This is a genomic window from Paenibacillus sp. CF384 (assembly GCF_900106745.1).
GTDB lineage: Bacteria > Bacillota > Bacilli > Paenibacillales > Paenibacillaceae > Paenibacillus_Z.
The window spans coordinates 131,201-154,668 of sequence record NZ_FNNV01000001.1 but is presented as its reverse complement, the minus strand read 5'-3'; the positions used below and the strand labels follow the sequence as shown (position 1 = coordinate 154,668).

The window sequence follows — 23,468 nt, the reverse complement described above, 5'->3', positions numbered from 1 at the left end:
TCCAAAAAAAGCCTTCTTGTTCGGTTACGGGAAACCAAAAAGCTCGAGACATATGCATCTCGAGCTTGATATTCCTGCGAAATCCTATCCCCCATCCTCATGAATCGATTCCAACTCTGCATTGACGCTCTTCATCAAATTGACCATTTCCGTATAAGGCTGATCCTGCTGGTTTACCAAGCCGGTATTGAAATTCTCGCCGTCTTTGCGTCCGGTCACTGCCTGATCGAAATACCCAAACCACCCCGAGCCGACAAACAGCGGATGAGCTGCTTGCTTCTCGATAAAGGCTTGGAAAGCCGCACCTCTGTCGGCTATGCTAGCCGTTGTTGTAGCTGAATTGACTGGCGATAACCCGCGCTCACTCGTACTGAATGTAAACTCCAGATTTAGCAGCGGTTTACCGTATGCCTCGTATCGGGCAAGCCAACTTGTGTCCTTCGCATACATATCGACAGAGAAAGCATCGACGAATTCCATGGCTGCCGAATCCCATTCCAGACTGGTCCGCCAAGTAGAAACGATTGACGAGCCTAGGAACAAATGGTTCGGATCGTATTTCTCAATAATCGAACGGATTGTGCTGAAGTACGTTTTGGATGCCAGCTTGATATAGTCCGATACATCGACCGTCGGAACTTTCGCGATTGCGATCGACGTATTCATCAAGGCGTCCAAGGATTCAGCGTTCGTACCCAGAAGCTGATTCATGACAGCAAGATCATTGTTGTAGCGAGGGGCAAGAAAATCCACGAAAGCTCGCTTAGCCGCAGAAGTCGAGTCATAGGTCAAAATCTCTTTGACGATATCGGTCGACCAACCCGCTTCATTATCGTAAGTGTAGCCAATCAACCACCTGTCGTTCTTCGCTTCTCTAAGCTGCGGGCTCAGAGCGTTCTCGATAATGGACTTCGCTTGCGGATCGAACACATCGTAGGTCCATTGAATTCTTTCTAAATTCATCGGATCTTGCAATACCTGTATATAAGGAAATGTGACATGGTTAGGTCGGGTCCACTTGCTAAAGGCATTAAAGCCCCAATCGATCATTCGCTTCTTCGTGACTTCCTCCCACTTGGGCTCATAGTTTCTGCCGTATTTTCTCATGATGTTGGCGATGACAAAGCTGACTCTTTCACCATTTAAGTCACTGGCGTAAGCAGGCGCATAATCGTTCGGATCCGGAAGTTCCTCGAAGACCTGGCGAGGCGTGCCGTCGCTGCGCTGATAAGGCGTTCCGTATCCCCATTCCCATATGCTGGCCGCATCCACGCCTTTTAGAATGAACTTGTAGCCTGCAGGCGTGATAAACCACCATTTATGATCGATTTGTTCAAGTCGAAAAAATCCGGTAGCTGCTTGCTGGCCTCCGCTCTTGATCCCGCCGAATGGATCATATTGTCTGCGGTCAAGCGAAACGTTCGCCAGCGCTTTCGCCTCATTCGCATAATCCGACTTTAATTGAGCGTCCGTTTCAACCTTTCCGGCCCACGTATCATAGATCCATTGTCCGTATTTATCCACCATCAAAGCGTCTTTCTTCAGCTCGGCTTGCATCTGCTCGATGGTTAAGGCAGGTGCAGGCTGCTGCCCTTCATCTCCTGTACCTCGAATTATTTGCACTTCCGTAAGCGGGATATGCTGATAAGCATTGGAACGCTTAATATCGATGACGATATATCTGGCCGTCTTGTTGTTCATCGGGATGGTAACCGAATCGTTCAAGGCGGTTCCGGATCGGACATGCTTGCCTGCAATATAATAATAGTCCGTCGTAGCTTCGGGTCGGTATTTCACCGTGAATTGTTTATAACCCCAATAGCTGTTGGGCGAATTCAATACAATCGTTATGCTCTCCAGCGGGTAGTCCTTCAGGAGGTCAAACACCACTTGGACCGTTCCTTTGGATGTGGCGTTTCCCATCCAACCGGCATAGGTCGTCATGAGGTCGTCAAAAAGTTTGCCTCCCTCTGAAGATACTAAGCCGGTTGCCCCGTAGTCGGGAGAATTGCCAGCATCCGGAGCAGGGTTGTAATAATAGTTGCCGGTCGAAAGCTTCAACCCTTCCGCGTGTGTAATTCTTGCGGCAGGGATGTACGGTACTAGTAGCAGGAATAAGAGAAATAGTTTATAAGCATCGCCAAGATACCCTCTATACCATTTGCTCATAATTTACCTCCGTCTTCGTAGTCAATGCCTGGGTGGAGTTGGTAAATTAATCCTGTGAAGCGCTTGCAAACAATGAGTTGGCCTTTACCTTCTTATCTTATTTGCCGTAACCGAGCTCTTCCAGCTGTTTGGTCGATGCATCCAAGTACGTTTTGAAGTTCATGCTTGATTCAAGCGTTTGAAGGAAGCTGTTGTAGTTCGTAAACGGATTGTTGCCATAGATGAATTTAACGAATTCTTCATCGATGAATCGGCTCGTATCCGCCGGATTGTACCCTTCCGGATTGGTTAGAAATCCATTCAGAATTTGTAATCGAGGCTGGCTGTTGGCGAATTGGATGAAGGTGGACTGAGGCGCGAATTTCGTCTCTAAATACGTTAATTCGGGACGGCCGGTAAACTGGTACAGCCAAGTAAATCCAGCTTCCTTGCCCATCAGCTCAGTCGGTGTGACCTTATCGCCTTCCAATTTGTAATGCGTTCCGTTAATGCCGAACTGCACCAGCATCGATCCTTCTTTACCGGAAACGAAGTTCAGCAGATCGAATACTTTCTGCAGTTTATCCTTGTCGTTCTCCAGCGCTTTGGGGATCGCATAAATCCCTGTGGTACCGCCTAGATCGTACGGTCCATCGAACTGTCCGCCCGGCCCTTTCGGAGGTGCGAGCTGGATCCAATTCGCGTTTGGATTTACTTTCTTGATTTGCTCGGTGAACTGATCCTTGCTCAGGTTCGGCCAATCGATCCAGACGATGCCCGCTTGCCCTTTAATCGCCTTCTCCTGATGCTGAAGACCGGTATTGGCCATAATCTCCGGGTCTACGGCGCCGGTGTCAATCAGCTTCTTAATAAATCCGAGTGCCTCTATCATTGCCGGGTCATACATCGAATTGCCCAGCTTCCCATCCTTGACATAGAACGTGTTCGGGTCCCCAACGCCGAATGCGCCGAAGATCGGGGCGAACGCGGAAAGCTTGCTGCCGGTAAGACCGAGCGTATCGTTCTTGCCGTTTCCATCCGGATCCTGCTCCGCGAACGACTTCACTACATTCAGAAATTCGTCAATTGTAGATGGCGGCTGAAGGCCGAGCTTATCGAGCCAATCTTTGCGTATCCAATACGTGTTATAAGGTATGCTTGGCGCTTTCGGAACGGCGAACACCTTACCGTTAATCGTCGTCTTCTTCAAGCTCTCGTCGCCGATGAAATCCTTCACGGGCTTCAGTTTATCCATGTAAGGGGTCAAATCAAGCACAAGCCCCTGATCTACGAATTGCTTCAGTGCGGCGCGATCCGAGACTTGGAATAAATCAGGGAAATTTCCGGATGCGAGCCGAACATTCAGCTGGTTCTGATAATCATCGCCCGATGCATATACGGTTAAATTCACGTCTGCCTGAATTGCTTTATCAATATTCTGTTTAATAAAATCCTTGTCCGGAGTCGGCAAATTGTTACCGGTCTCGATGATATCGAGCTTAATCGAGCCTTTCGTTTCACCGGAATTCTCCGTGCTTACGCCAGATGCTTCGGAATTGTTCTTATTCGAAGCTTTCGAGGAATTACCCGATGAACAGCCTGCAAGTAAGCTGCATACAAGCACGAGGCTGCTCAGCGTGACGGCAACAGCTTTCATTCGATTCATTGGTTAGAACCCCTTTCGTTAATACCCTTATATTGTTAAACCGGTCAATCCCGTTCCTGCAGTAACGGGGTGCCGAGCTTCAACCTTTGACGGAGCCGAGCAGCATGCCTTTAGTGAAATGCTTCTGCATGAACGGATACACCAGAATAATGGGCAGACTGGCCAGAATAACGGAAGCCATTTGCAGCGTCTCGCTCGGTGTCATGTTATCGGCATTTTCCAGCGGCTGCTGGGTTTGGATCAATATCTCGCGCACAACCACTTGAAGGGGGAACAGCGTCCGATCGGTCACATACATAATCGCTTGGAAAAATTCATTCCAGTGACCCACCATATAGAACAATCCGATGGTCAGCGTGACCGGTACGGATAACGGGATGACGATCTGCAGCAAGATCCGGAATTCCTTGGCCCCGTCCATTCTTGCAGATTCGAACAGTTCCTCAGGAAGCGACTCGTAGAAGCTTTTCATAATGAGCACGTTAAAGCTCCATACCAGGTTCGGCAGTATCATAGCCCATATGGAATCTAGCAGCCCGATCGACTTGACGACCAGATAAGTCGGTATGATTCCGCCGCTGAAGAGCAGTGTAAAGACGACCATCATCAGAAAGAAGTTGCGTCCCGGAAGCTGTTTACGGCTGAGCGGAAACGCCATCAACGCCGTAATCACCATATTGAGTATCGTGCCGATGACGGTAATCAGTACGGTAACCCCGAAGGCGCGAGGGATATTCGACTCCGTGAGCAGCTTGTGGTAGGCACCAAACGTAATTGATCTGGGTACAAGTATGAAGCCTCCATTCTTAAGCACTTCACTGAACGGGGTGAGCGAAACGGATAGGACGTACAGTAGCGGGAATACCGCGACAAGTCCGCACAGGAGCAGAATGGCGAAAACTACGGTATCGGCGATGCGGTCGTTCGTGCTTCTTACCATATGCCCTCTCCCCACCGCTTCGCGAGTTTGTTCGACCCCAGTACAAGAACCAATCCAATCACGGCCTTGAATAGTCCAACCGCCGACGCCAAACTGAAATTAAGCTGCTGCAGACCGGTCCGGAACACCCAGGTATCGAGAATATCAGCGACGGCGTAGACTTGGATGTTGTACATGATATAAATTTGCTCGAATCCCGCATCAAGGATATGCCCCAGCTTCAATATCAACAGCATAATGACGACGGTTCGGATACCGGGAAGCGTAATGTGCCAGATCATTCGCAATCTTCCTGCGCCGTCCACCCGAGCCGCCTCGTATAGCGTTGGATCGATGCCGGCGATAGCGGCGAGATAGATAATGGCTCCCCAGCCGAGATTTTGCCAAATCTCCGATCCCACCAGGATGGTTCGGAAGGAAGACGTTGAGGTCAGGAAGGGAATTGCCGTTCCTCCCGCATCTTTCAACCATTGATTCAGCAATCCGGAGCTTTGGGACAGAAGCGCCAGCAGAATGCCATAGATGATCACCCAGGACAGAAAATGCGGCATATACGTTAAGGTTTGGATGAGCGATCGAAACCATCGTACCCGACATTCGTTAAGCAGCAGCGCCATGACTATGGGAGGAATCATCCCGAAGAGTAATTTATAGAAGCTGATCAGAAAGGTATTCGTTAGCAGCTGCGAGAAATAGGGCGAATGAAAAAAGGTGATGAAATGCTTGTTCCACGGGCTAGCCCACGAGCTGGACCAAATCCCATCCATAATGTTGAAGTCTTTGAAAGCGATAATGATGCCGTACATCGGAACGTATTTGAAGACGATATAATAAATAACGCCTGGCAAGAGCATCAAGTAATAAGCTCTATATCGCCAAATATTTCTGCCAAAAGCTGCCGTTTGCTGGTTCATAGGGTTCACCTCGCTCCTTACTGTAAGCGCATTCAATTACGCAAACCAAGTATAACAAGGCTGCGAGCCTTCCAACTATACAGTGATCTTGCGAAATGAAGTACAAAACCGACAATTTCGGTTCAAGCCATTCCGAATTAATCATTGTTGCAGTGCGGGAAGCGTAATGCAGACGACCGTCCCCGCATTCGGCACGCTGCCGATCCTTAGCCCGTATGCAGCGCCATAATGAAGCCTCAGACGATGATGGACATTCGCCATCCCAATGCCTGAGGAACGTTCTCTGCTGGGTTCTTCCATCTGCTCGTCTAGTGCCTTCCGGAGCTTCGACTTCTCCATTCCAGCCCCGTTATCGCGGATAAAAAAACGCAGTTTGCCATTCCTCACGGATCCCCGCACGCTAATGAGACCATTCCCGAAATGGCTTGGGACGACCCCGTGAAAAACAGCATTTTCCAATATGGGCTGCAAGGTGAGCTTCAGTATGGTGCAGGATAACGCTTCCGGATCGATTTCCTGAACAAAGCTGAATTTGTCTCCATACCTTATTTTCTGGATTTGCATATACATGTTCAGTCCTTCCAGCTCTTCCTTGACGGTAATAAATTCAGATGTTTTATCGAAGCTAAGCGACAATACGCCGACTAGCGCTCTGATCGTTTCCTTCACTTCTTGCGTCCGGTGCTGCTTGGCCAAACTTCCGATGCATGCCAGCGTGTTGTACAGAAAATGTGGAGCAATCTGACTCTGCAGCACCTTCAGCTCCAACAGTTTCTTCCGCTCTTCCATTTGCTTGGTTTCCTGCAGCAGATTGCGAATCCGCTCCATCATGGCGTTGAAACTTTGGGACAGCCGTCCGATCTCGTCATCTCTCTTCACGACAAGACTAGGGATGACGCCCATGTCGTGTACGCGGTCCATCTTGATTGCAAGCATTCGAACCGATTTGGTCATATAGCGAGACATCGCAAACGCCATGAATAGAAGAACCACGAACCATATGCTGGCAGCCGCCTTGTAATTGTCGAACAAGCGGATTACGTTCTGATAGAAGTATCGGTCCTTGATCAGCACGAGCAGTGTCCAGCCAAGCCGATTCTGTCCGGATTTGACGACTACGAGCTTACCGGTCGGGCCGCTCATTTCACTTGCCGTTACCGGTAGCTTTGCGAGGTTACCGACGAATGCTTCGGGGAGGTCCTCGTGATAAGTGCCGGGTTTCTGCGGCAGAATGCCGTTATCGCGATCGAATGCTACAACGCTGTCCGTATCGGACATGATGACGAACGTCTGGTAGGAGCTGGAGGTATATTCGCTTATTTTGCGATTGAGATTTTCCAGATTGAGCTCGATGACTGCGACACCTATACTATCTCCGTTGTCGTCGGTTACCGGTCTGGAGATGGACACCGTCTGACCCGAGAGCGGAGATACATAGGGCTGGCTGACAACCACCGCACCGTAGCTCTTCAGAGACATGCCAACAATCGAGTCCAGCTGCGGGTTGCCGATAATATCGTAGTTGAGCTGGGAGCTGGCGAATACTTGACCATCCTTGCGAACGAAATACAGCGTTTCCACTAGCGCACTATTGTTCTCGACAATGAATCGGAGCGATTCGGATATATGGCGGCTGTCTCCTTCCCTCAGCAGGTTGGCATCCGTCGATAATAACAATAGAACATTCCGGCTATTGTCCAGGTAGGTATCGAGAAACTGGTTCGTGCGTGCAATCAACGTCACGGAGTCCGATACCATTTGATTCTTAAACAAATCCGCTGCCTTGTAGTAGTTGTTCCAGGCCAGAAGAATAAAGAAAGCGAACGTGACGATAAATAAAAACAGAAACTGTCTGGTCGCGAGGCTCCATCTCTTATACCAGCGATAGATCCGTTTCATTCAGATCATCCTTTGCCATTAGGGTCTGTCATTCTTAATTCGGTTGGCGCCACTCCGGTTCGTTCGCGAAATACAGCGGAGAAATAACGGTAGCTAGGAATGCCAACCTGCTGCGCAATCTCATAGACTCGAAGCGACGTATGCTGCAGTAAGTCAGCCGCCTTCTCCATTCTTCTGCCGATTACGAAATCGTTGAACGGAATGCCCGTTTCTTCTCGAAACAGCCTGCTCAAGTAATGCGGGCTCAGACCGACCTCCCGCGATACTGTGTTAAGCGTGATCGGCTTGTCGAGGTTGTCTTCGATAAACGACTTTGCTTCCGTGATTTCTCTACGGCACTTCTTGATCTTGTCCGTCGACTCGATTTCGTGGATGAAAGCTTCCACCAACTCATCTAGAGTAGCAGCACCGAGGATTTGGCCATGTACCTTCCTCTTGTTGCCGTCTTGCGACGCTTGTTCCCGGTGCCAGCCGCGCAGCCAATCGGCAACGAATGTCCTGAGCTCCTCCGGCACGATGGTTGTGATCATCGCCCAGTGATGAAATTCTCCCCGAATGAATGCCGCCAGCTGATCCCCGTTCCTATGTGCTTTGTATAGCTTGACCGACATTTCATTGGCAGATTGATCGTCAAGTGGAGCAGTCTTGTTAGGTAAAGTAGTAAATACCCGACTAGAGTTATCATAGAAAACCGCAACTGGCCTCTCGCAAACATCGCGATATATAGCTGCAAAATCCGAGCTTCTCTCAATTGGTTCGCTTATGACTCCATATATTTTGTATGCATCGCTAAGGTAAGGAAGCCTAAGGTCGAGAGATTGATATAACGTCTTCGTTATCTCTGCCAGTTCGCGGTGAACTTCCCGCGGATTGCCCTCCTCCGCGCGGAATAGGAGCACATAAATACCGCTGCTGCTATCGGCCGGAAGCCAGGTGAACGGCTTCTGGCGCTCCAGTGTCGTCAGCGACTCTTCGCATGTTTGTTGAACGAATAAACGCCCTGCCTTTCTCGTCTCCACATGAATCGCGGCAAGCCGTAACGGAAGCGCAGCCTGGAAAGCAGATTGCAGCCAAGCTGTCAGCTTGTCCTCACCGGCGGTCTGCCGGGTCATGACCATCAGCTGTTCGGACCACTTCCGGCGTTGTCGTTCCGCCTCGCTATGCCGAAGCGACTGCTCACGATAAACGTTCTCCTTCGCCCGGTCAATCGCTAGTGCGAGATCAGAGTCATCCATTGTGACTTTCACAAGGTACTCCACCGCACCGAGCTTGACCGCTTCCTTCGCATAGGCGAAATCGGAGTGACAGGTAAGTAGAATCACTTGGATTTGCGGAAACTCCGCCTTCAAGCATCGAAACAGCTCGATGCCGTTCATGACCGGCATCGTGATATCCGTTATGACGATATCCGGCGTGAGGCAACGGCAGAACCGCAGCGCTTCCTCGCCGTTCTCCGCTTCTCCAATCCATTCGGCATGATGCTTCTCCCAAGGAAATAAACGAAGCTCCTGACGAATTGGCAGTTCATCATCAACAATTAATATCGTTAATAGATCATCACTCATTCGGCAGCCCTCCCGAAAGGTCGTTTCATACGCCCTCACATTGGCAATCTAGCAATCTACTTACAATTAAAAAAGCCGCAGTTAGCGGCTTCTGCTTTTAGGAACGACTATGCATGTTGTTACTATTGCGAAACCGAAATACTTGTTTAACGAAGCTGATAAAGTGTACGTTCCTATAGGATGCGATTCGCTCATTTAGATCGCGGTACTCCGCAAGCTTGGACGAATGGGACTTATTTCGTTCATCGATCTGTCCATCAAGTCGATAAAGCTCATTCGCTAGCCTGATTCTGGCAGCATCCACTTCCTTCGTTAAGGACTCCAGCTCCGGACGGTGCCCCTGTTTAATAGCATCCACCTTATCCTGCGCCTCGGTTCTATAGGTTTGTTCCGCAACATTCAAGTTGGACTTCCGATCCTTATACCTTAACGCTATGGCGGAGCTTTCACTGCGCGGAAGCGCTGCAGGGATTTTGGTTCGATACCTGCGCTCGATTTTTCTTTTCCAATCGATCAGCGCCTTCGCTTGAACTCGGCTCATGCCTACATGAACGGAACCGCCGTTTGTGAGAATCAAATACACCTTGTCGACATGCTTGCGGCCATAGGACTGATTGATCGTAATATCCTTATAATCAGCCGGCGTCCGAATGTTGTTCGATCGTAACCGGCGTTTCATCTCATCGTCGATTTCCGGTATTTTATCCTGGCTAATCTTGTGCTTGCTAAGTTGCTCTTCCATCCATGTTTTCTGGAATGCAGCCAGCGTACCGGACAATTCCGTTTTCTCCTGGTGGTCGATCATTTGTCTTTCACCAAGCAACCCGCTTAGCTGAATAAGAAGTTCCTTTTCCACCGCTTCCGTTTCATGCAGCTCGCTTTTCTCTGCTTCCGCGAGCCTTTGTACGCAATCCTGCATTAAATCTTCCTCGATTATCATAAAGTTGCGCTTGATTTCCATCCATTCGTTCCGTTCGTTTCTCAGCTCAGTTAGCTCAAGATCCAATTTGTTTATTTTTTTATTCGTGGCTGTCTTTTCCCGAACGACAGGAGATTTCCGGAAACGCCAGAACAAATAAGCTATCTCCGTTCCAAAGCCTACTGTCGCACTATAGAACAATGCTGCTGCAGGCGCGCTGCTGTATAGTACTGCGGCTGTTGACGCTGCTCCGATTATGATCAAGCAGGAGATTAGTCTCTCCGGCAAGAGCCCATCAGATGTTGTTGCCAACAAATTACGTGGCTCGATGGCGATGTGATCCAATACCCACGATGCTCCACCGGAATACGCACGTTCCGATGGAGACGGGTCTGCCGCAGACTTCAACTCCCATTCGGGATCAGGAAGGCTTGGTACCAGTGCTACTTCCACTTTCGCGAATGCGCGAAGGGAGTTAGCGGTCGAGCGTACTGCATGGTCTTCTATATGCTCCAACTGCTCGAACGCCAGAGATACGTCCGGATTCACAAAGTCATTTCGTCGGAATAGGAGGCATTCATCTTCCTCTCCCGCTTTAAGCGAATGCCATATTGTCGGATCGGCGCAAACGGCAGTAATTGATAACCAGACTACCCATGCCGAGAAGTGATCGATAAAGGAACCGAAATGCCCTTCATTCCTACCCGGGTGTTGATAGTTGCGATGACCGAGCTCGTTACTCGGCATGCCGTTTAATGCAGGGACATACATCCCGTCGTAGTCGATCAGAATGATTTCGTCATTGTTCATCACTATATTTCCATGCTGTAAGTCGCCATGCCCGATGTTCGCTGAACGCAGCTCGCGGATCATGATGATCCATTTATCGGAGAGTTCTTGCAGCACGTCGGCATGATGTAAATTCCGCTCTATGTATTCGTGCAGCGACTCTCCTTCCACCCACTGCATTTTCACGACCGGGAACCACTGGCCATTAATGTTGATGCCTTCGGATAGGTATTCGAAAGGAACGAGATAAGGAAGAGGATTGGCCTTTAGATGCAAGCTGATGGCATCATAACGAATCTTCTGATCCTTCACATTGTTGGTAAAGCACCTGATCGCCCACTCTTGCTCCCCGCACTTCAATCTGTATACGCTGGCGAAGCTTCCGGATATCGGACGCGGCAGGCCGAACTTATCCATTTCCGGGAGTCCCGACCGCAGCTCCGAATCCTTGAAGCAGACTCGCGGATTCTGGATCGCTTCCCTATAATCTTGCGGAGTGGGCCAGTACATCGCCTCACTTCCCTTTAACCAGATTTAGTCGAATGAACGTAACATCATCGTTCCTTAGATAGAAATGGCCTTCACGGTATAGCCGCCTTCGTTCTTCATGCACGAGATGGTCGAAAGCACGATGACCGTCCAGCTCTTGTAAACGTCTGATGACGCCGCGATCTTCCATGTAGTGGGTCAACAGCCAGCAGGCTAGCGCATCGGTCATCAGCCAGAACGCGTCTCCCGCTTCGGCGGTACCGCTCCATTCGTGAACGGATGATTTGAGCCGGTCGTTATTGGCTGCGTTACTGGAAATGAGTACAGGTCGACGACTGAAATCATCGGCATTGCTCAGCGGAAATGACGCGATCAACGTATCCCCCCGAACATGGAAAATACAGCTGTCGCCGATTGCGATCGCGTCAAATGCCACGGTCTCGGCATCCTTCGCATACCGAAACGTGATCCCCGCTAACGTCGCAAATGCCCCGCTGCCGAGCTTCTCTTGCGCGTACCAGGGAAGGCTTTTGCCGCTGGTTTTTTTCAGCCAGGCTTTCGATAATGGCGAAACCGATTTATGGATGTGCAACCCGTCGATTCTGCCATAGCAATAACCGCTTGTAAGCAAATTCGCCCATAGGTCGGCAAATGAAGACTCGCTCGCTCCATCTGCTATAGCGAATCGAGAGACTGTCGTCTCCTTCTGTACATGTGTGCTGCTATGGGAGGCATCCTCATATTCATGGCTGTGATTTCCCGCCTTCGGCAATGAATAACAGTCGCTATCAATTCGCATATTCAGCAGCCCTTATCGCAGATTGGCCGGGCGAGTTCCGATATCAAGCGCCTGAATCACTAGTGTCAAATCCGCATTGAGCACGAAACCTCTCGCGCCATCCGATAGCTGCAAATCGTATTCCTGGGTAGCGACTCGGATCATGAAAGGCGTCAGCGGACTTGAACCTTCGTAGAGCACCCTTGAATACGCATCAGGGAGCTCATCCGCGGTTTCCGGAAAGCGCAATTCCACCGCGCTCGGATTATCGGATATGTGCAGGTTGAATAGCAGTACATTGCCATCGTCCGTCGATAAGGCTCTTAATTGCTCCATTTCAAGCGATGGATCGCCGTCCGTCGATTCACCGTCCGTAATATGAATAACAACCGGCGGAAAACATTGCGAGTACTCGCTGATCCATTGACTCAGAACGGTATGAGCCGTTCTCATCGCTTCGCACATTGGTGTGCCGCCATTTGCTACGGGCTCAAACCAGACCGGAAATTTGACGAGCTGATCCACCAGCCCGCCAGCCCCATCCGGCACTTTCTTCAGACGCTTATCCAGCTTGGACGGGTTATCAGCAATTTCGCTAATCGGCACCACTTCTTTACCCGCCAACACGCCGCCAAACGCCGGACCGACGCCGGCACCATAACCAATAACGCCAACATGATAATAATCGCGTATTCCTTCCGACTTCGCGCACTTGATCACGAGATTCTGCAATAACCGGTTAATGGCGTCCGAGACGCTCTCGGCCTTGGTGCTTGCCCCGAACGGATCGGACATGGATCCGGATTGGTCGATAATAAACAAGAAACACGATGGATTCGAACGGCTGATTTCTGCTGAATACATGATTTTCACCCCTCAGAATAGGTACATGTTTAATCCTATTCGCGAGAGGACAAAGTATTGACAATAATAAGCAGCAAGGGCAAAAAGACCGGCAGGATGAACCTGCCGGTCTTTGCATATGACGATCAATTTGATTAGAATCTCATTTTGATCATAAATAATAAATAATAGATTACGGGTATTCCGACGATAGCAGATAGCACTGTGACTACAGTTATCGTTTTCTTCTCATCTCGCAGTAGGAATAGACAAGACTTATACACTACTATACCCATCCATCCACCTAAACCATTGAGAAAGATATCATCAATATCTGCTGATCCAATCCCAAGTAGCCCTTGAATGATTTCAACCATTACACTCACAATCAATATCAACAATACATTGTTTATTATTCGTTTGTTGGTCTTAAATAAGGCCAAGTAGACACCAAGGGGAATAAAAATGAGGATATTGCCAACCACATTGCCCATAGCGAACTGTTGGATATGAGACGTGCTGCCCGATATGAACTCATTTATACTATGAAAAGGAATGAGATTGATAGATCGAACTACACTTCTTTGTCCGCTAAACAGCTCTGAGATCGATACTCTCGATAAGAACAATATTTTGATCAACAGAATGATGTACCCGGTGAAGACGCCATATAATAAAACTTTCTTTATTCCTACTCGTACGCTCATAATAGCTCCCTTTGTGATGATATCGTCCCCAACTATTATAACTAGTTAGAGCGAATAATGGATAGATATCATTCGCTTCTGGTGCGAGAAGTAGCGTATAGTAGAAATAGTTGGAACTATATTCTAGGAGGCCACAGCCATGTCACAGGAGATTTGGATTAACCTGCCGGTCAAAGATGTCGAGAAGTCAACTGCCTTTTTCAATGCGATTGGATATCAGGCGACGAATTATGGTCATGAAAGAGCTAAGCTTGACATTGGACAAACCACGATACTGCTGTTCCCCGATGCGACGTTTGAGAAATTCACAGGCTCCACAATCGCGGATACTTCCCGCAGCGCAGAAGTCATATTCTCACTCGGCGCTTCTAGTAGAGAAGAAGTCGATGCCTGTATTCAGAAAGTAGAGTTTGCCGGAGGCAGCATCTTTGGCAAGCCGAGTGAAATCGACGGCTGGATGTACGGCGCAGGATTTGCCGATCTGGACGGTCATCGCTGGAACCTGCTGTACATGGACGAAAGCAAAATGCCGAAACGCTAAGCAATATAAAAGGGCCAAGGAGATTACTCCTTGGCCCTTTTATTATTTACTGGTATGTGATCGAAAGCTTCGGACGGTTTGCCGTCGTGGCGTCTTCCGCGGAGTATATATCCAGCGCGATGTTTGTTGGATTATCGATATACAGCAGAACGCCCTGATTGGTGGATGGCGTGGTTAGCCAGCCCTGTACGATCGTCGGATCGAGGGTAATATCGATCACCTGATCGCCGGTTGCGGTGAAGCTGTTGATCGTAAAAGATTTGCCTGCTACATAGTCGGTCCCGCTGCCTTTGGCTCCTGCCGTCGCCCATTGCGCTCCGGACTTTCGGTTCTGCCATCCGATGAGTGAATAGGTCGGATCGTAATCCGTCTGCATGTAACGACCCTCCATCGTAAATCCGGTCGCCCAAGTGTTCATCTTGAGTGTCAGCTTTGCCGATGCGACCGTTTTACCGGCCGGAATCGAGATACTATCGAAGCGCAGCAGCGAATCGATTTCATACGGCGTTGTCTGACTGGTTTGATCGAATACTTTCAACGTGCCGCTGATAATATTGCCGCCGTTGCCGCTGTATTGCGAGGTGAGCGACACATCCTTCGCACCGGTGTAACTGTTCACTCCTTGCTGGAAGGTGACCGTTCCCGTGGCGCTATTCGATATGGTAACAGGTACCGAGGACGATGTCGTCGTATTACCTGCAGCATCGCGCGCTACCGCCGTAATCGAATGGGAGCCGTTCGTAAGCGATGTCGTGTTGTACGAAATCGAATACGGCGAAGACGTGTCTTCCGTGCCGATATTGGTGCCATCGACTTTGAATTGCACGCCTGCGACGCCAACGTTATCCGAGGCGTTTGCCGTTACCGTAATCGTGCCGGATACCGTCTGGCCGCTTGTCGGTGCTGTAATCGACACCGTCGGCGCCGTCGTATCGGCAGGCGCGCTTATCGTCACGGACACAGCGGACGATGTCGTCGTATTGCCCGCAGCATCGCGCGCTACCGCCGTAATCGAATGCGATCCAGCCGCTAAGCCCGTCGTGCTGTACGAAATCGAATATGGCGAAGACGTGTCTTCTGTACCGACATTGGTACCATCGACCTTGAATTGCACGCCTGCGACGCCAACATTATCCGTTGCGTTTGCCGACAACGTGATTGTGCCGGATACCGTTTGACCGCTTGTCGGCGCTGTGATCGATACCGTTGGCGCCGTCGTATCGCCGCCGGGGCTGGAACCGGACAGCAGTTGGGACGCCAGCCACGTGAAGCTGCCGGTTGTGCGGAACTCCCAGCCCCACTTGCGGTTTGGCGTAATCCGGTATGCCGTTTTCCCAGCTGTTGGACCGGCTGGACGAATCCAGAAATTGACGCCGATATCGTAACCGTTGTAGAGGTCCGTTACAGTCGATTCCCAAGTCGTATTCGGCGAACCGCCGAGCAGCTGACCGAAGTAATCGGCCCACATGATCGCGTTCCCCACCTCGAGATCATGCTCGATCGTTGTACCGCCGGTCGGATCGCTTGCGCTTCCGCGTCCGCCGTCCAGCGCATCCGTTGTTCCGTCGTATTTCACCATATAATCGGGATAACGAAGTGCGCCGACATAAGTATCGAAGCTGTGGTAAGCATCCGAACGCGAAGCGTTATTCAGGAAGGTACCCATACGCTTCACAAAATTAGCGATGTTCGTATCTTCCGTAAACGCGTAAGCACGGACCATGGCATCTTGAGTCAGCACGCTCATCCAGGTCGAACCGATCAAATCGCCGGGCACGCCGTCGCCATGCTGGCTGCCATAATGATAGAGCCCGCCGTCGACACGGTTTGCCGGAATAAGTCCGCCAGCTCCGTTCTGATGCCAGATGAAATCAGCCGTTTGATTGAGCACATTCGTCTTGTAGGTCGCGTTGCCCGTTACTTCGTAAGCGATCAGATTGGCGAGCAACCGGAAAGCCGTATGCCGTTCGGTCCAAGTCCCGAGGCTCGGATCCCACCGTGTCGGCTCGTCATTCGTCTCATGCGCTTGAACGATCAGCGGAATGTAGGTCAGCATATCGTTGTCACCGGTCAGCCAGTACGTATAGGCCATCGACTCGTCGTAGCTGTACATCGCCCCGTTGCCGCCTGGCCAGCCGTTTGGATCGGGATTCTTGATCGTGAATAGACCGACGGCCCTGGAAGGCGTCGTTGTGGCCGGATAAATTTTTGTTTTGTAATAGTCGGTATGCCGCACTGCCTCTCGCAATGACTTCAGAGAGCCGCTTCGCATGTATAGCGTGTACATCGTTGCCGCGCGGTCATAGAGCCATGGATCGTAATTGGTTTTGTAATCGCTCCTATACCCGGAGCCGGAATCCCCTGCGATAACGCCCGGATCATCCTCGTTCACGAGCATGTAGAAGTTGTTCTTGAACGCATGCTCCATCTCCGTGTAGCCCGGCCAATGCTCGGTTGCATCCATCGTGGTCGGATTATCTCTCGTCTCGGTAATGCTGCTGTCGAACGTGTTCATTCGCGTTCCTTTCAGCACGCCTTTGGCAAGGAAGTCTTTCGGCAGCACCGCATAAACATCAGGCTCGTAAACGTTGTCTGCCGCTGCGAAAGTGCCCGTTGTGACTTGATGCCATGCCGATCTCGGATTCGTAAGCGTCGGAATGTTCTGGCTTCGGTTATTCAGACCCCATTCCACCGTAATCGTCTCCGAATTCGGATAAACGGAAGTAAACGTATTCTGAATCTGAATGCGCGCAATGCGAACGGAAGCCCCATCCAGAGAAGAATTCGTTATGCTGCGCCATGGCGTTTGCATTTCAACGAAGGCGGGAATTTCAGTGCCGCCTTTCAACACGCGAATTTTCGATACATTCGCAGGCGTTATGGAGCCTCTCGGGAACGGCACGCCGAACGTAACCAGCTTCGTTTGACCCGAGGTGACATTTTCCATTGGATACAGCTTGACGGAGATGCTTCCGGATGTCTCAGATGGAGCAAAGAACGATTGGGTCGCGCCGAAAGAAACAGCAGGTAATAAACTAGTTAGTAAGGAGAGCAAGCAAATGAAAGTAACTAATTTAACTGAAAGCCTACGCATAAATCCACACCTTTCACCATGAATTAGTTAGTTCTTCAAGGACAAGCACGCTGTTGTCTTAGATGGGAAAGCGGGCTAATACACCATGAAAAGTCTCTTAGAACACCTCCCCCTCCTCGGATCGCTCTGTGCTCCTCGATCCAATTCTTCTCAAATTATTCCAGTTAATGATGAGTATGAGGGATGTTTTCTGTCTTTGATATATCGATTTTTTTGAGAAGTACCGCTTTTTTTGAGAAGTAGTAAATAAGTGAAGAAGTGAAAAAAGAGGCAAGACACCTAACTTATTCCCAACCGGCAACGCAAAAAAACCATCGCAGCATGGTTGCAATGGTCTTGCTTCAACTCGATTGGCATTCATCATTTACGTAGCTGCCGTTACTAGAAAAAAAGTAAAATGCGTCACGACGTCATGTTCAAAAAATATCCTTAGAAAAGGCCCTTGATTGATAGACAATGTGATTTCTCGATTTCCATTCTCATAAACGAACACCGACCCGCGAGTACCTATATCATAATGTTTGGCAGGTGCATTTGTTGGACCGTAGAATACCCCTTCTTCGTTCTTACGCCAGTCAGAATGCTGCGGGAATAAGGAAATGACTTCATCGAACGTTTCCCCAACATGAATACCTCTTGGTCCCGAATGCGATCCGTAGATATCTACTGAGAATGGAGCCGAAGTCATTAAATTATCGTTATAGGCATAGGAAACGATCTCATTCGAATAGGTTGCTCCTCCCCCGTATTCCTCTTTTGTCAGCCCGAGCTCCTCCATTTGTTTCTTCGTCCAGTCGGCCCTTAGCAGGTCAAAGTCAACGAACTCCTGTAAGGTCAGTGCATTAAGCCGCGGATCTGTTTGAATGAATGCTGTTTTATTCTTATTATCCCAGCTCACATTGGCACCGGATGCTTCACTAATAAAACGTAAATTCACATAGAATGTGCCTGCTGAACTTAGAAACGGACTTTGTGTCAGCTCATATTTGTGGCCATTAATAAATCCGAATCTGTTGTTTCCTAGTTGGATAACAAGACCATGTCTCTTGCCAACGACTATTTTTGCCTTGTTATCCCAACTCACAGTCATGCCAAGCGCTTCAAAAATGGTTCGAAATGGAATCATGACACTGCCATTAATCACGATTGGTTTCTCCTTCAATTCCATGGTTGAACCATTCAGGACAACAGATCCATTTACGACTGCTTGGGCGGAAACTCCCGAAGAATTAGGGGATATTATGAAAATCATGATCAATGACAGGATAAGGCGAGAAGCCGTCAATATCATCTTCACGGTAGGAGCTCCTTTAACGTGATGGATAGTTTGTTCTCCGTCTTGCTCCATGAAACATCGGCACCTAATTGCTCGCTAACAAATCTCAGAGGTATGTACGATGTTCCATTCAGCAGGAAAGCTTTTGTTTGTGAAACAGTCGGCTTTTCATTCAAGAGTATCGCTCCGGATTTCCAGTTGATGGATATCCGTATTGGAGGGGAAGTTCCTTCCTTGCTTTCAATGACGATATTGCTGTTACTGTCATAACGGATGGATGCATTTAGCATTACGAGTAGAGACCGAAGCGGAATAAAGGATTGGTTGTTTCGCATGATAACCCCACTGGTCAATAATACATCTTCACCGTTAACCTCTAACGATATTGGAGAACCAACAGGTACCGGCGTTTTTGCAACAGAACGGTTGTCACCTGCTCCGAGTTCTGCATTGGTATTTGTTCCCCATCCCCATAAGGTACCGTCATTCTTTTGCATGATGAAATGACTTTCAGCCGATTTGATACTTACAACTTGGGTTGCAAGTAAATTGAACTTCGGATTTTTCGTCATGCTATGCTGGGTAATAGGCGTTTCGTATACATCTCCACGCTGTGTCAACACGATTAATGAGTCCCTAATGGTTACAGCGTCTTTCACATCATTGATGGATGCTATCATTACTGGCGTTTGTTGTTTGATAAGTTCCTCATTGGAGCTATTTATATTAGATCCACCGTACCAAAGTCTTGCTTGCTCGTCGATAAACAATCTGGAGAAAAAGTCTGGCAAGATTGACTTGATTTTGACTAAACCTTTGATTTGTTCCGCAGATTCATTCGGTTCACCAGTCCAATACCAAACAGTTCCGTCACTCTTTAACGCATAATTACGGTAAATATCTATGATGTCATGCAATCCTTTAACAGCAGCAACTGGGCGCGGCCTAAAGCCACTATACGCCCACACCGTTCCATTATCCTTCAAAAATACCCAATTCCTCATATAGGATGCGGACTTATCAAAACTTGTAAGATCCGTAATATGATCGACATCTATCTTCTCTACAATTCGAAAATCGTAGCCAAAAATGTCATTATCAACCCATGGAACAAAGAAGACATTGCCTTTTAAATCGCGAATGGCCATTCCACCAGAACCCTCTGCTTGTGCATAACCGCCGTCCAATTCTTTAACTTGAATTAAATCAGCGCTATTATAATTAAACATGGTTTGTTTCCAATACCAAACGGTATTATCATTCTTCACAAAAAAACGACCATAGCTGTATTTAACATCCGAAATGCCTTGCACATGAGTGGGAACTAACTGGTCTCTTCCCCATATCCAGTAGGAACCGTCACTCTTTATTAATGAATTAGAATCGAAATATGGAATGCTTGTGGACGCAGACGCAGATTCAGACACAGCCTCGGCCTTAACCGTTGGCATGCAAGAAAAGGATAGAAGGAATACTAGAGATAATAGCTTTAGTCGTGTTCGCAAATGGAATAACTCCCTTTCGACTTCTTATTGATAATCATGTTTCTGTTCCTCTACCTTTATACTTCTTCAAGTTATTACCATTTCCTGTATCGGAATAAGGAATCTTCCTGTTTGACTAGAACTTGATAACAAAAAGAAAAAGCCGCGATGTATGCGGCTTTCATTATTTCGCCACTCCATGGGACACGTCTCAGATCAGTCTTCGATTGCCTGATAGACCGTGGTCCAGAAGTCGTGGATAAGGCGCGATGAATCCGGAGTGGACGCCCCGACTTGGGTGAGAAGGATTCCGATGAGCTGGTTTGCCGGGTCGGCATACGTCGCAGTACCGCTTCCGCCATCCCAGCCGAACTGGCCAATAGGCGCGTAGTCGCTTTGGTAGGTGCGTACCGCCATCCCGAAGCCCCAGCTGCCATGCTGCCCTTGACCGAATGAGATGTGGACATTGTTTCTGGCCATGGCATCTCGGGCGGTTTGTTGTTCTGAAGTCAAGCGATTGGTCGTCATCAGCTGGACGGCTGGTCGAGACAGGATCCGTTCAGTTCCGTGCATCCCTTGATTCAACAGCATCTGGAAGTAAGCATGGTAGTCATCGGCGGTCGAGGTAAGTCCTCCGCCGCCGCCCTGGAATACCGGTGGCTGGCTATAGCGTCCCTCATTGGCCTCGTCCCACACGAGGAATTCTCCGGTCTGCGGGTTTGGTGCATAGAGGGTTGGCAGCCGGTCGATCTTGCCCGCCGGTACGTGAAAACCGGTGTCTTTCATGCCTAGGGGATCTAAGATACGTTCTCGCAGAAAAGTCTCAAACGATTGGCCCGTGACTCTGGAGACGAGTACGCCCAGCAGATCGTTGCTGATGTGATACTGCCAGCGCTCTCCGGGCTGGTGCATCAGCGGGAGCGTGCCAAGTCGCCGCATCCACTCATCCGGCTCCGGCATAGGCACTGGTAGATTGGGCGTAAGCCCCAGTTCGAAAATCGCGTTCATGATCGGTGTTCCCATCGACGTCATATCCATGCCCAGCCCGAACGTGGAGGTCAGGAGGTCTCTTACTGTGATCGGACGTCGCGCTGGCACAGTATCATCGAGCGGGCTGTCGATCCGCTTCAGCACTTGCCGGTCGGCGAGCTCCGGCAGCCACTGCTCCACCAAGTCATCCAGCCGCAGCCGGCACTCATCGAGGAGAACCATCGTCGCCGCGATCGTCACCGGCTTAGACGTCGAAGCCATTCGGAAGATCGTGTCCCGGCGCATCGGTGCGCCACCGTCATGGCGCATCGTCCCCATCGCTTCGACATGCGTCTCTCCATGCCGGCTGATCAGCGCAACGAGTCCTGGAATCTTCCCGGACTCCACATGCCGCTCCAGCACGTCGCGCATTCTGCGCAGCCCAGTTTCCGAGAAGCCGCTGTTACTTTGTCCCGTAACAATCTTGTTCATTTGATTTCCCTCTCTTCGCTTTAGTATCAGACTGTATTTGGTTAATTTACCACAATCAAACAGCGGAAGTAACCGGAATGATGTCGGATCTGCTAAAGATCTATTAAAGAAAAAGAGAGTCGATAGAACTGAATAATTAATGCTATTAAATAAAAAATCCGCCCATAATGGCGGATTCAAATGGATCAAGGAAGCAATTTATAATTCGGCATATAACCGTGGATCCGGAAAGCCCGATAGGCTTCGGCATAGACGAACCCCGCTTGAAGCCCCCTGAATTTGTCGGTAATTTCCATGATATCGAGCAACCCGTGAGTCTGGTAGACGTCCATCCAGGCATATTGGCTTGTATGCTTGGATAAGGCTTCCTTCTTCTGTTCGTAGAAATCGGTGATGTCGACGTAAACTTCCGGCATAAAATCGATTCCCACTGCCGTCCCGAAGTAAAAGAGAGAGGGATTTTTAGAAATCGGAGGTTCGTCCGCCGGAATCAGCTTTCCGGGAATGGACAGCATGACTTCGCTTACGATTTTCCCGGTTATAGCATGGTCCGTACTTGGATCCAGCGGATAGTTGGTTAGGATAACGTCCGGATTGGCCCAGCGAATCGCGTTGATGACCGCTCGTCTCGTTTCCGGCGTGTCCTGTAAGCCTTGATCGTCGAATCGCATAAACCGGACTTGGGCTCCCATCACTTTCGCGGCTTCCAGCTGCTCTTCTTCCCTCGCTTGAGCGATGGCTTCTCTGCTCTCATACTCATTCGAACCGATATTTCCGCTAGTGGTCAACGCGATAAAGATGTCGTGTCCCTGCTGCTTGTACTTCAGCAGTGTTCCTGCGCAGAATACCTCGATATCGTCCGGGTGTGCGCCAATAGCCAGTACGTTCATCTTCGATCATCTCCCTTTCAGTAGATTTTGCAGGAGTGGCGTTAATCCGTTCGCGATCTGCATGAAACCAAGATCCGTATGATGAATACCGTCCACCGTACATTCATTCCAAATATCTCCCAGCAAATCAGCTCCGTCGCAGAAGTGAATGAACCCGTCGCCCTGGCTTCGAAGCGAATTCACGAGCTCTTGCTGGAATGTCATCCGCTCGATTCTGTCGTAATAGGAAGATCGCTTCGCATGCTCGAATCCGAACGGAATACGGGATACGACGACAATTGGAACTTCCTGATGTCGACTGCGAATGATGCGAATGAATTCCGGCATCGTATCCATCAGTTTCTGCGTCGTCGGGCAGTTGGTATCATAATCTAGTACGACTACACTTGGGTAATTAACCTCATTAATAAATGCAGCCACTTCTGGATCGCCTTGCCCGTTTCCGGAGAAGCCTAAATTAATGAACTCGAGGTTGAATCTGCGACTCAAAATATTGGAGTACGCCATACCGGGACGGGAAGCGCATCCGCCTTGTGTAATAGACGTTCCGTATAGGATCACTTTACCGTAATGATCATAAGCAAGCGGCTCTTCGAGCATGGCATCCGCATTCACCCCGACTCGAACTTCATGCACACCTTGAAATAGCGGAAAATGAAGCGTGACCCCTCGCATTACGGGTTCTAAGTCTTCGAAGAATACATACTCGTATTGGTCCGCGTCATGGGGAAAACGCGTCGTTCCATAATACATCTGCGTGCCATGATCGCCTAAGTAGCAATCGAAACCGTTCACGGCCGTCGCCGGAATATGCTCCGCGGTGTTCGGCGCGAACAGCTTCGCTTGGATGACCAGCTTCGTCGCATTCGTGCGAAATCGAATTTGGCCCCCTGCGGTATGATTCGCCAATTCGTCGACTGCTTCACGAAGCACTCCCGGTTCGACGATAGGAAGTCTGCGATAGTTCCCGCTGTTAGTTCCCCATGCAAACCCGGCAAGCCGAAAAGGCGCTTCTAGAGGGGAAAGCCATTTCAACTGCTCGTTGTTTACGATCTCGTGATCCAT

17 protein-coding genes are annotated in these 23,468 nt (G+C 49.4%); 1 reads left to right on the top strand and 16 read right to left on the bottom strand.

What is annotated here, in order from left to right; all coding sequences use genetic code 11:
- Positions 1 to 84: 84 nt before the first annotated feature.
- The 10 genes from BLW29_RS00680 to BLW29_RS00635 form a co-directional block, all read right to left on the bottom strand.
- Complete coding sequence (locus BLW29_RS00680; protein ID WP_090975414.1) at positions 85 to 2,169, bottom strand: hypothetical protein; 2,085 nt, start codon at positions 2,167 to 2,169, stop codon at positions 85 to 87.
- Positions 2,170 to 2,266: 97 nt separating this feature from the next.
- Complete coding sequence (locus BLW29_RS00675) at positions 2,267 to 3,814, bottom strand: extracellular solute-binding protein (protein WP_090975413.1); 1,548 nt, start codon at positions 3,812 to 3,814, stop codon at positions 2,267 to 2,269.
- A 79-nt stretch (positions 3,815 to 3,893) separates the two neighbouring features.
- Complete coding sequence (locus BLW29_RS00670; protein ID WP_090975412.1) at positions 3,894 to 4,754, bottom strand: carbohydrate ABC transporter permease; 861 nt, start codon at positions 4,752 to 4,754, stop codon at positions 3,894 to 3,896.
- Positions 4,748 to 5,668, bottom strand: coding sequence for an ABC transporter permease (locus BLW29_RS00665; protein WP_090975411.1), 921 nt, complete (start codon positions 5,666 to 5,668; stop codon positions 4,748 to 4,750). Before BLW29_RS00665 ends, BLW29_RS00670 begins: the two co-directional genes overlap by 7 nt.
- A gap of 141 nt (positions 5,669 to 5,809) precedes the next feature.
- A complete protein-coding gene (locus tag BLW29_RS00660; RefSeq protein ID WP_090975410.1) occupies positions 5,810 to 7,567 on the bottom strand; it encodes a cache domain-containing sensor histidine kinase in 1,758 nt (585 codons plus the stop codon).
- A 5-nt stretch (positions 7,568 to 7,572) separates the two neighbouring features.
- Complete coding sequence (locus BLW29_RS00655) at positions 7,573 to 9,132, bottom strand: response regulator (protein ID WP_090975409.1); 1,560 nt, start codon at positions 9,130 to 9,132, stop codon at positions 7,573 to 7,575.
- A 97-nt stretch (positions 9,133 to 9,229) separates the two neighbouring features.
- Entirely contained in the window at positions 9,230 to 11,350 is a 2,121-nt protein-coding gene (locus BLW29_RS00650) for a protein kinase family protein (protein ID WP_090975408.1), read from the bottom strand.
- Between the two features lie 4 nt (positions 11,351 to 11,354).
- Positions 11,355 to 12,128, bottom strand: coding sequence for a hypothetical protein (locus tag BLW29_RS00645; protein WP_090975407.1), 774 nt, complete (start codon positions 12,126 to 12,128; stop codon positions 11,355 to 11,357).
- 12 nt (positions 12,129 to 12,140) lie between these two features.
- Positions 12,141 to 12,971, bottom strand: a complete 831-nt coding sequence (locus tag BLW29_RS00640) for a vWA domain-containing protein (protein ID WP_090975406.1) — start codon at positions 12,969 to 12,971, stop codon at positions 12,141 to 12,143.
- A 134-nt stretch (positions 12,972 to 13,105) separates the two neighbouring features.
- Positions 13,106 to 13,657, bottom strand: coding sequence for a VanZ family protein (locus BLW29_RS00635; RefSeq protein WP_090975405.1), 552 nt, complete (start codon positions 13,655 to 13,657; stop codon positions 13,106 to 13,108).
- A gap of 139 nt (positions 13,658 to 13,796) precedes the next feature.
- Between BLW29_RS00635 and BLW29_RS00630 the strand changes: the two genes are divergently transcribed.
- Positions 13,797 to 14,198, top strand: a complete 402-nt coding sequence (locus BLW29_RS00630) for a VOC family protein (protein WP_090975404.1) — start codon at positions 13,797 to 13,799, stop codon at positions 14,196 to 14,198.
- Between the two features lie 46 nt (positions 14,199 to 14,244).
- On the opposite strand, the gene BLW29_RS00625 is transcribed toward BLW29_RS00630, so the two are convergent.
- From BLW29_RS00625 to BLW29_RS00600, 6 genes are all read right to left on the bottom strand, one after another.
- Positions 14,245 to 17,292 (bottom strand): Ig-like domain-containing protein, encoded by a 3,048-nt coding sequence (locus BLW29_RS00625; RefSeq protein WP_143044333.1) that lies wholly within the window; start codon positions 17,290 to 17,292, stop codon positions 14,245 to 14,247.
- A 364-nt stretch (positions 17,293 to 17,656) separates the two neighbouring features.
- Positions 17,657 to 18,583 (bottom strand): copper amine oxidase N-terminal domain-containing protein, encoded by a 927-nt coding sequence (locus tag BLW29_RS00620; protein WP_256208372.1) that lies wholly within the window; start codon positions 18,581 to 18,583, stop codon positions 17,657 to 17,659.
- Positions 18,584 to 18,585: 2 nt separating this feature from the next.
- A complete protein-coding gene (locus tag BLW29_RS00615) occupies positions 18,586 to 20,073 on the bottom strand; it encodes a stalk domain-containing protein (protein WP_090975401.1) in 1,488 nt (495 codons plus the stop codon).
- A gap of 195 nt (positions 20,074 to 20,268) precedes the next feature.
- Positions 20,269 to 21,513, bottom strand: a complete 1,245-nt coding sequence (locus BLW29_RS00610; RefSeq protein ID WP_090975400.1) for a serine hydrolase domain-containing protein — start codon at positions 21,511 to 21,513, stop codon at positions 20,269 to 20,271.
- A 185-nt stretch (positions 21,514 to 21,698) separates the two neighbouring features.
- Complete coding sequence (locus BLW29_RS00605; protein ID WP_090975399.1) at positions 21,699 to 22,403, bottom strand: PIG-L deacetylase family protein; 705 nt, start codon at positions 22,401 to 22,403, stop codon at positions 21,699 to 21,701.
- Between the two features lie 6 nt (positions 22,404 to 22,409).
- Positions 22,410 to 23,468, bottom strand: a complete 1,059-nt coding sequence (locus BLW29_RS00600; RefSeq protein ID WP_090975398.1) for an SGNH/GDSL hydrolase family protein — start codon at positions 23,466 to 23,468, stop codon at positions 22,410 to 22,412.

Coding starts and splice junctions, on each gene's coding strand:
- BLW29_RS00680 (WP_090975414.1), bottom strand. CDS start 2,169: ATGAGCAAATGGTATAGAGGGTATCTTGGCGATGCTTATAAACTATTT.
- BLW29_RS00675 (WP_090975413.1), bottom strand. CDS start 3,814: ATGAATCGAATGAAAGCTGTTGCCGTCACGCTGAGCAGCCTCGTGCTT.
- BLW29_RS00670 (WP_090975412.1), bottom strand. CDS start 4,754: ATGGTAAGAAGCACGAACGACCGCATCGCCGATACCGTAGTTTTCGCC.
- BLW29_RS00665 (WP_090975411.1), bottom strand. CDS start 5,668: ATGAACCAGCAAACGGCAGCTTTTGGCAGAAATATTTGGCGATATAGA.
- BLW29_RS00660 (WP_090975410.1), bottom strand. CDS start 7,567: ATGAAACGGATCTATCGCTGGTATAAGAGATGGAGCCTCGCGACCAGA.
- BLW29_RS00655 (WP_090975409.1), bottom strand. CDS start 9,132: ATGAGTGATGATCTATTAACGATATTAATTGTTGATGATGAACTGCCA.
- BLW29_RS00650 (WP_090975408.1), bottom strand. CDS start 11,350: ATGTACTGGCCCACTCCGCAAGATTATAGGGAAGCGATCCAGAATCCG.
- BLW29_RS00645 (WP_090975407.1), bottom strand. CDS start 12,128: ATGCGAATTGATAGCGACTGTTATTCATTGCCGAAGGCGGGAAATCAC.
- BLW29_RS00640 (WP_090975406.1), bottom strand. CDS start 12,971: ATGTATTCAGCAGAAATCAGCCGTTCGAATCCATCGTGTTTCTTGTTT.
- BLW29_RS00635 (WP_090975405.1), bottom strand. CDS start 13,657: ATGAGCGTACGAGTAGGAATAAAGAAAGTTTTATTATATGGCGTCTTC.
- BLW29_RS00630 (WP_090975404.1), top strand. CDS start 13,797: ATGTCACAGGAGATTTGGATTAACCTGCCGGTCAAAGATGTCGAGAAG.
- BLW29_RS00625 (WP_143044333.1), bottom strand. CDS start 17,292: ATGCGTAGGCTTTCAGTTAAATTAGTTACTTTCATTTGCTTGCTCTCC.
- BLW29_RS00620 (WP_256208372.1), bottom strand. CDS start 18,583: ATGATATTGACGGCTTCTCGCCTTATCCTGTCATTGATCATGATTTTC.
- BLW29_RS00610 (WP_090975400.1), bottom strand. CDS start 21,513: ATGAACAAGATTGTTACGGGACAAAGTAACAGCGGCTTCTCGGAAACT.
- BLW29_RS00605 (WP_090975399.1), bottom strand. CDS start 22,403: ATGAACGTACTGGCTATTGGCGCACACCCGGACGATATCGAGGTATTC.
- BLW29_RS00600 (WP_090975398.1), bottom strand. CDS start 23,468: ATGGATCACGAGATCGTAAACAACGAGCAGTTGAAATGGCTTTCCCCT.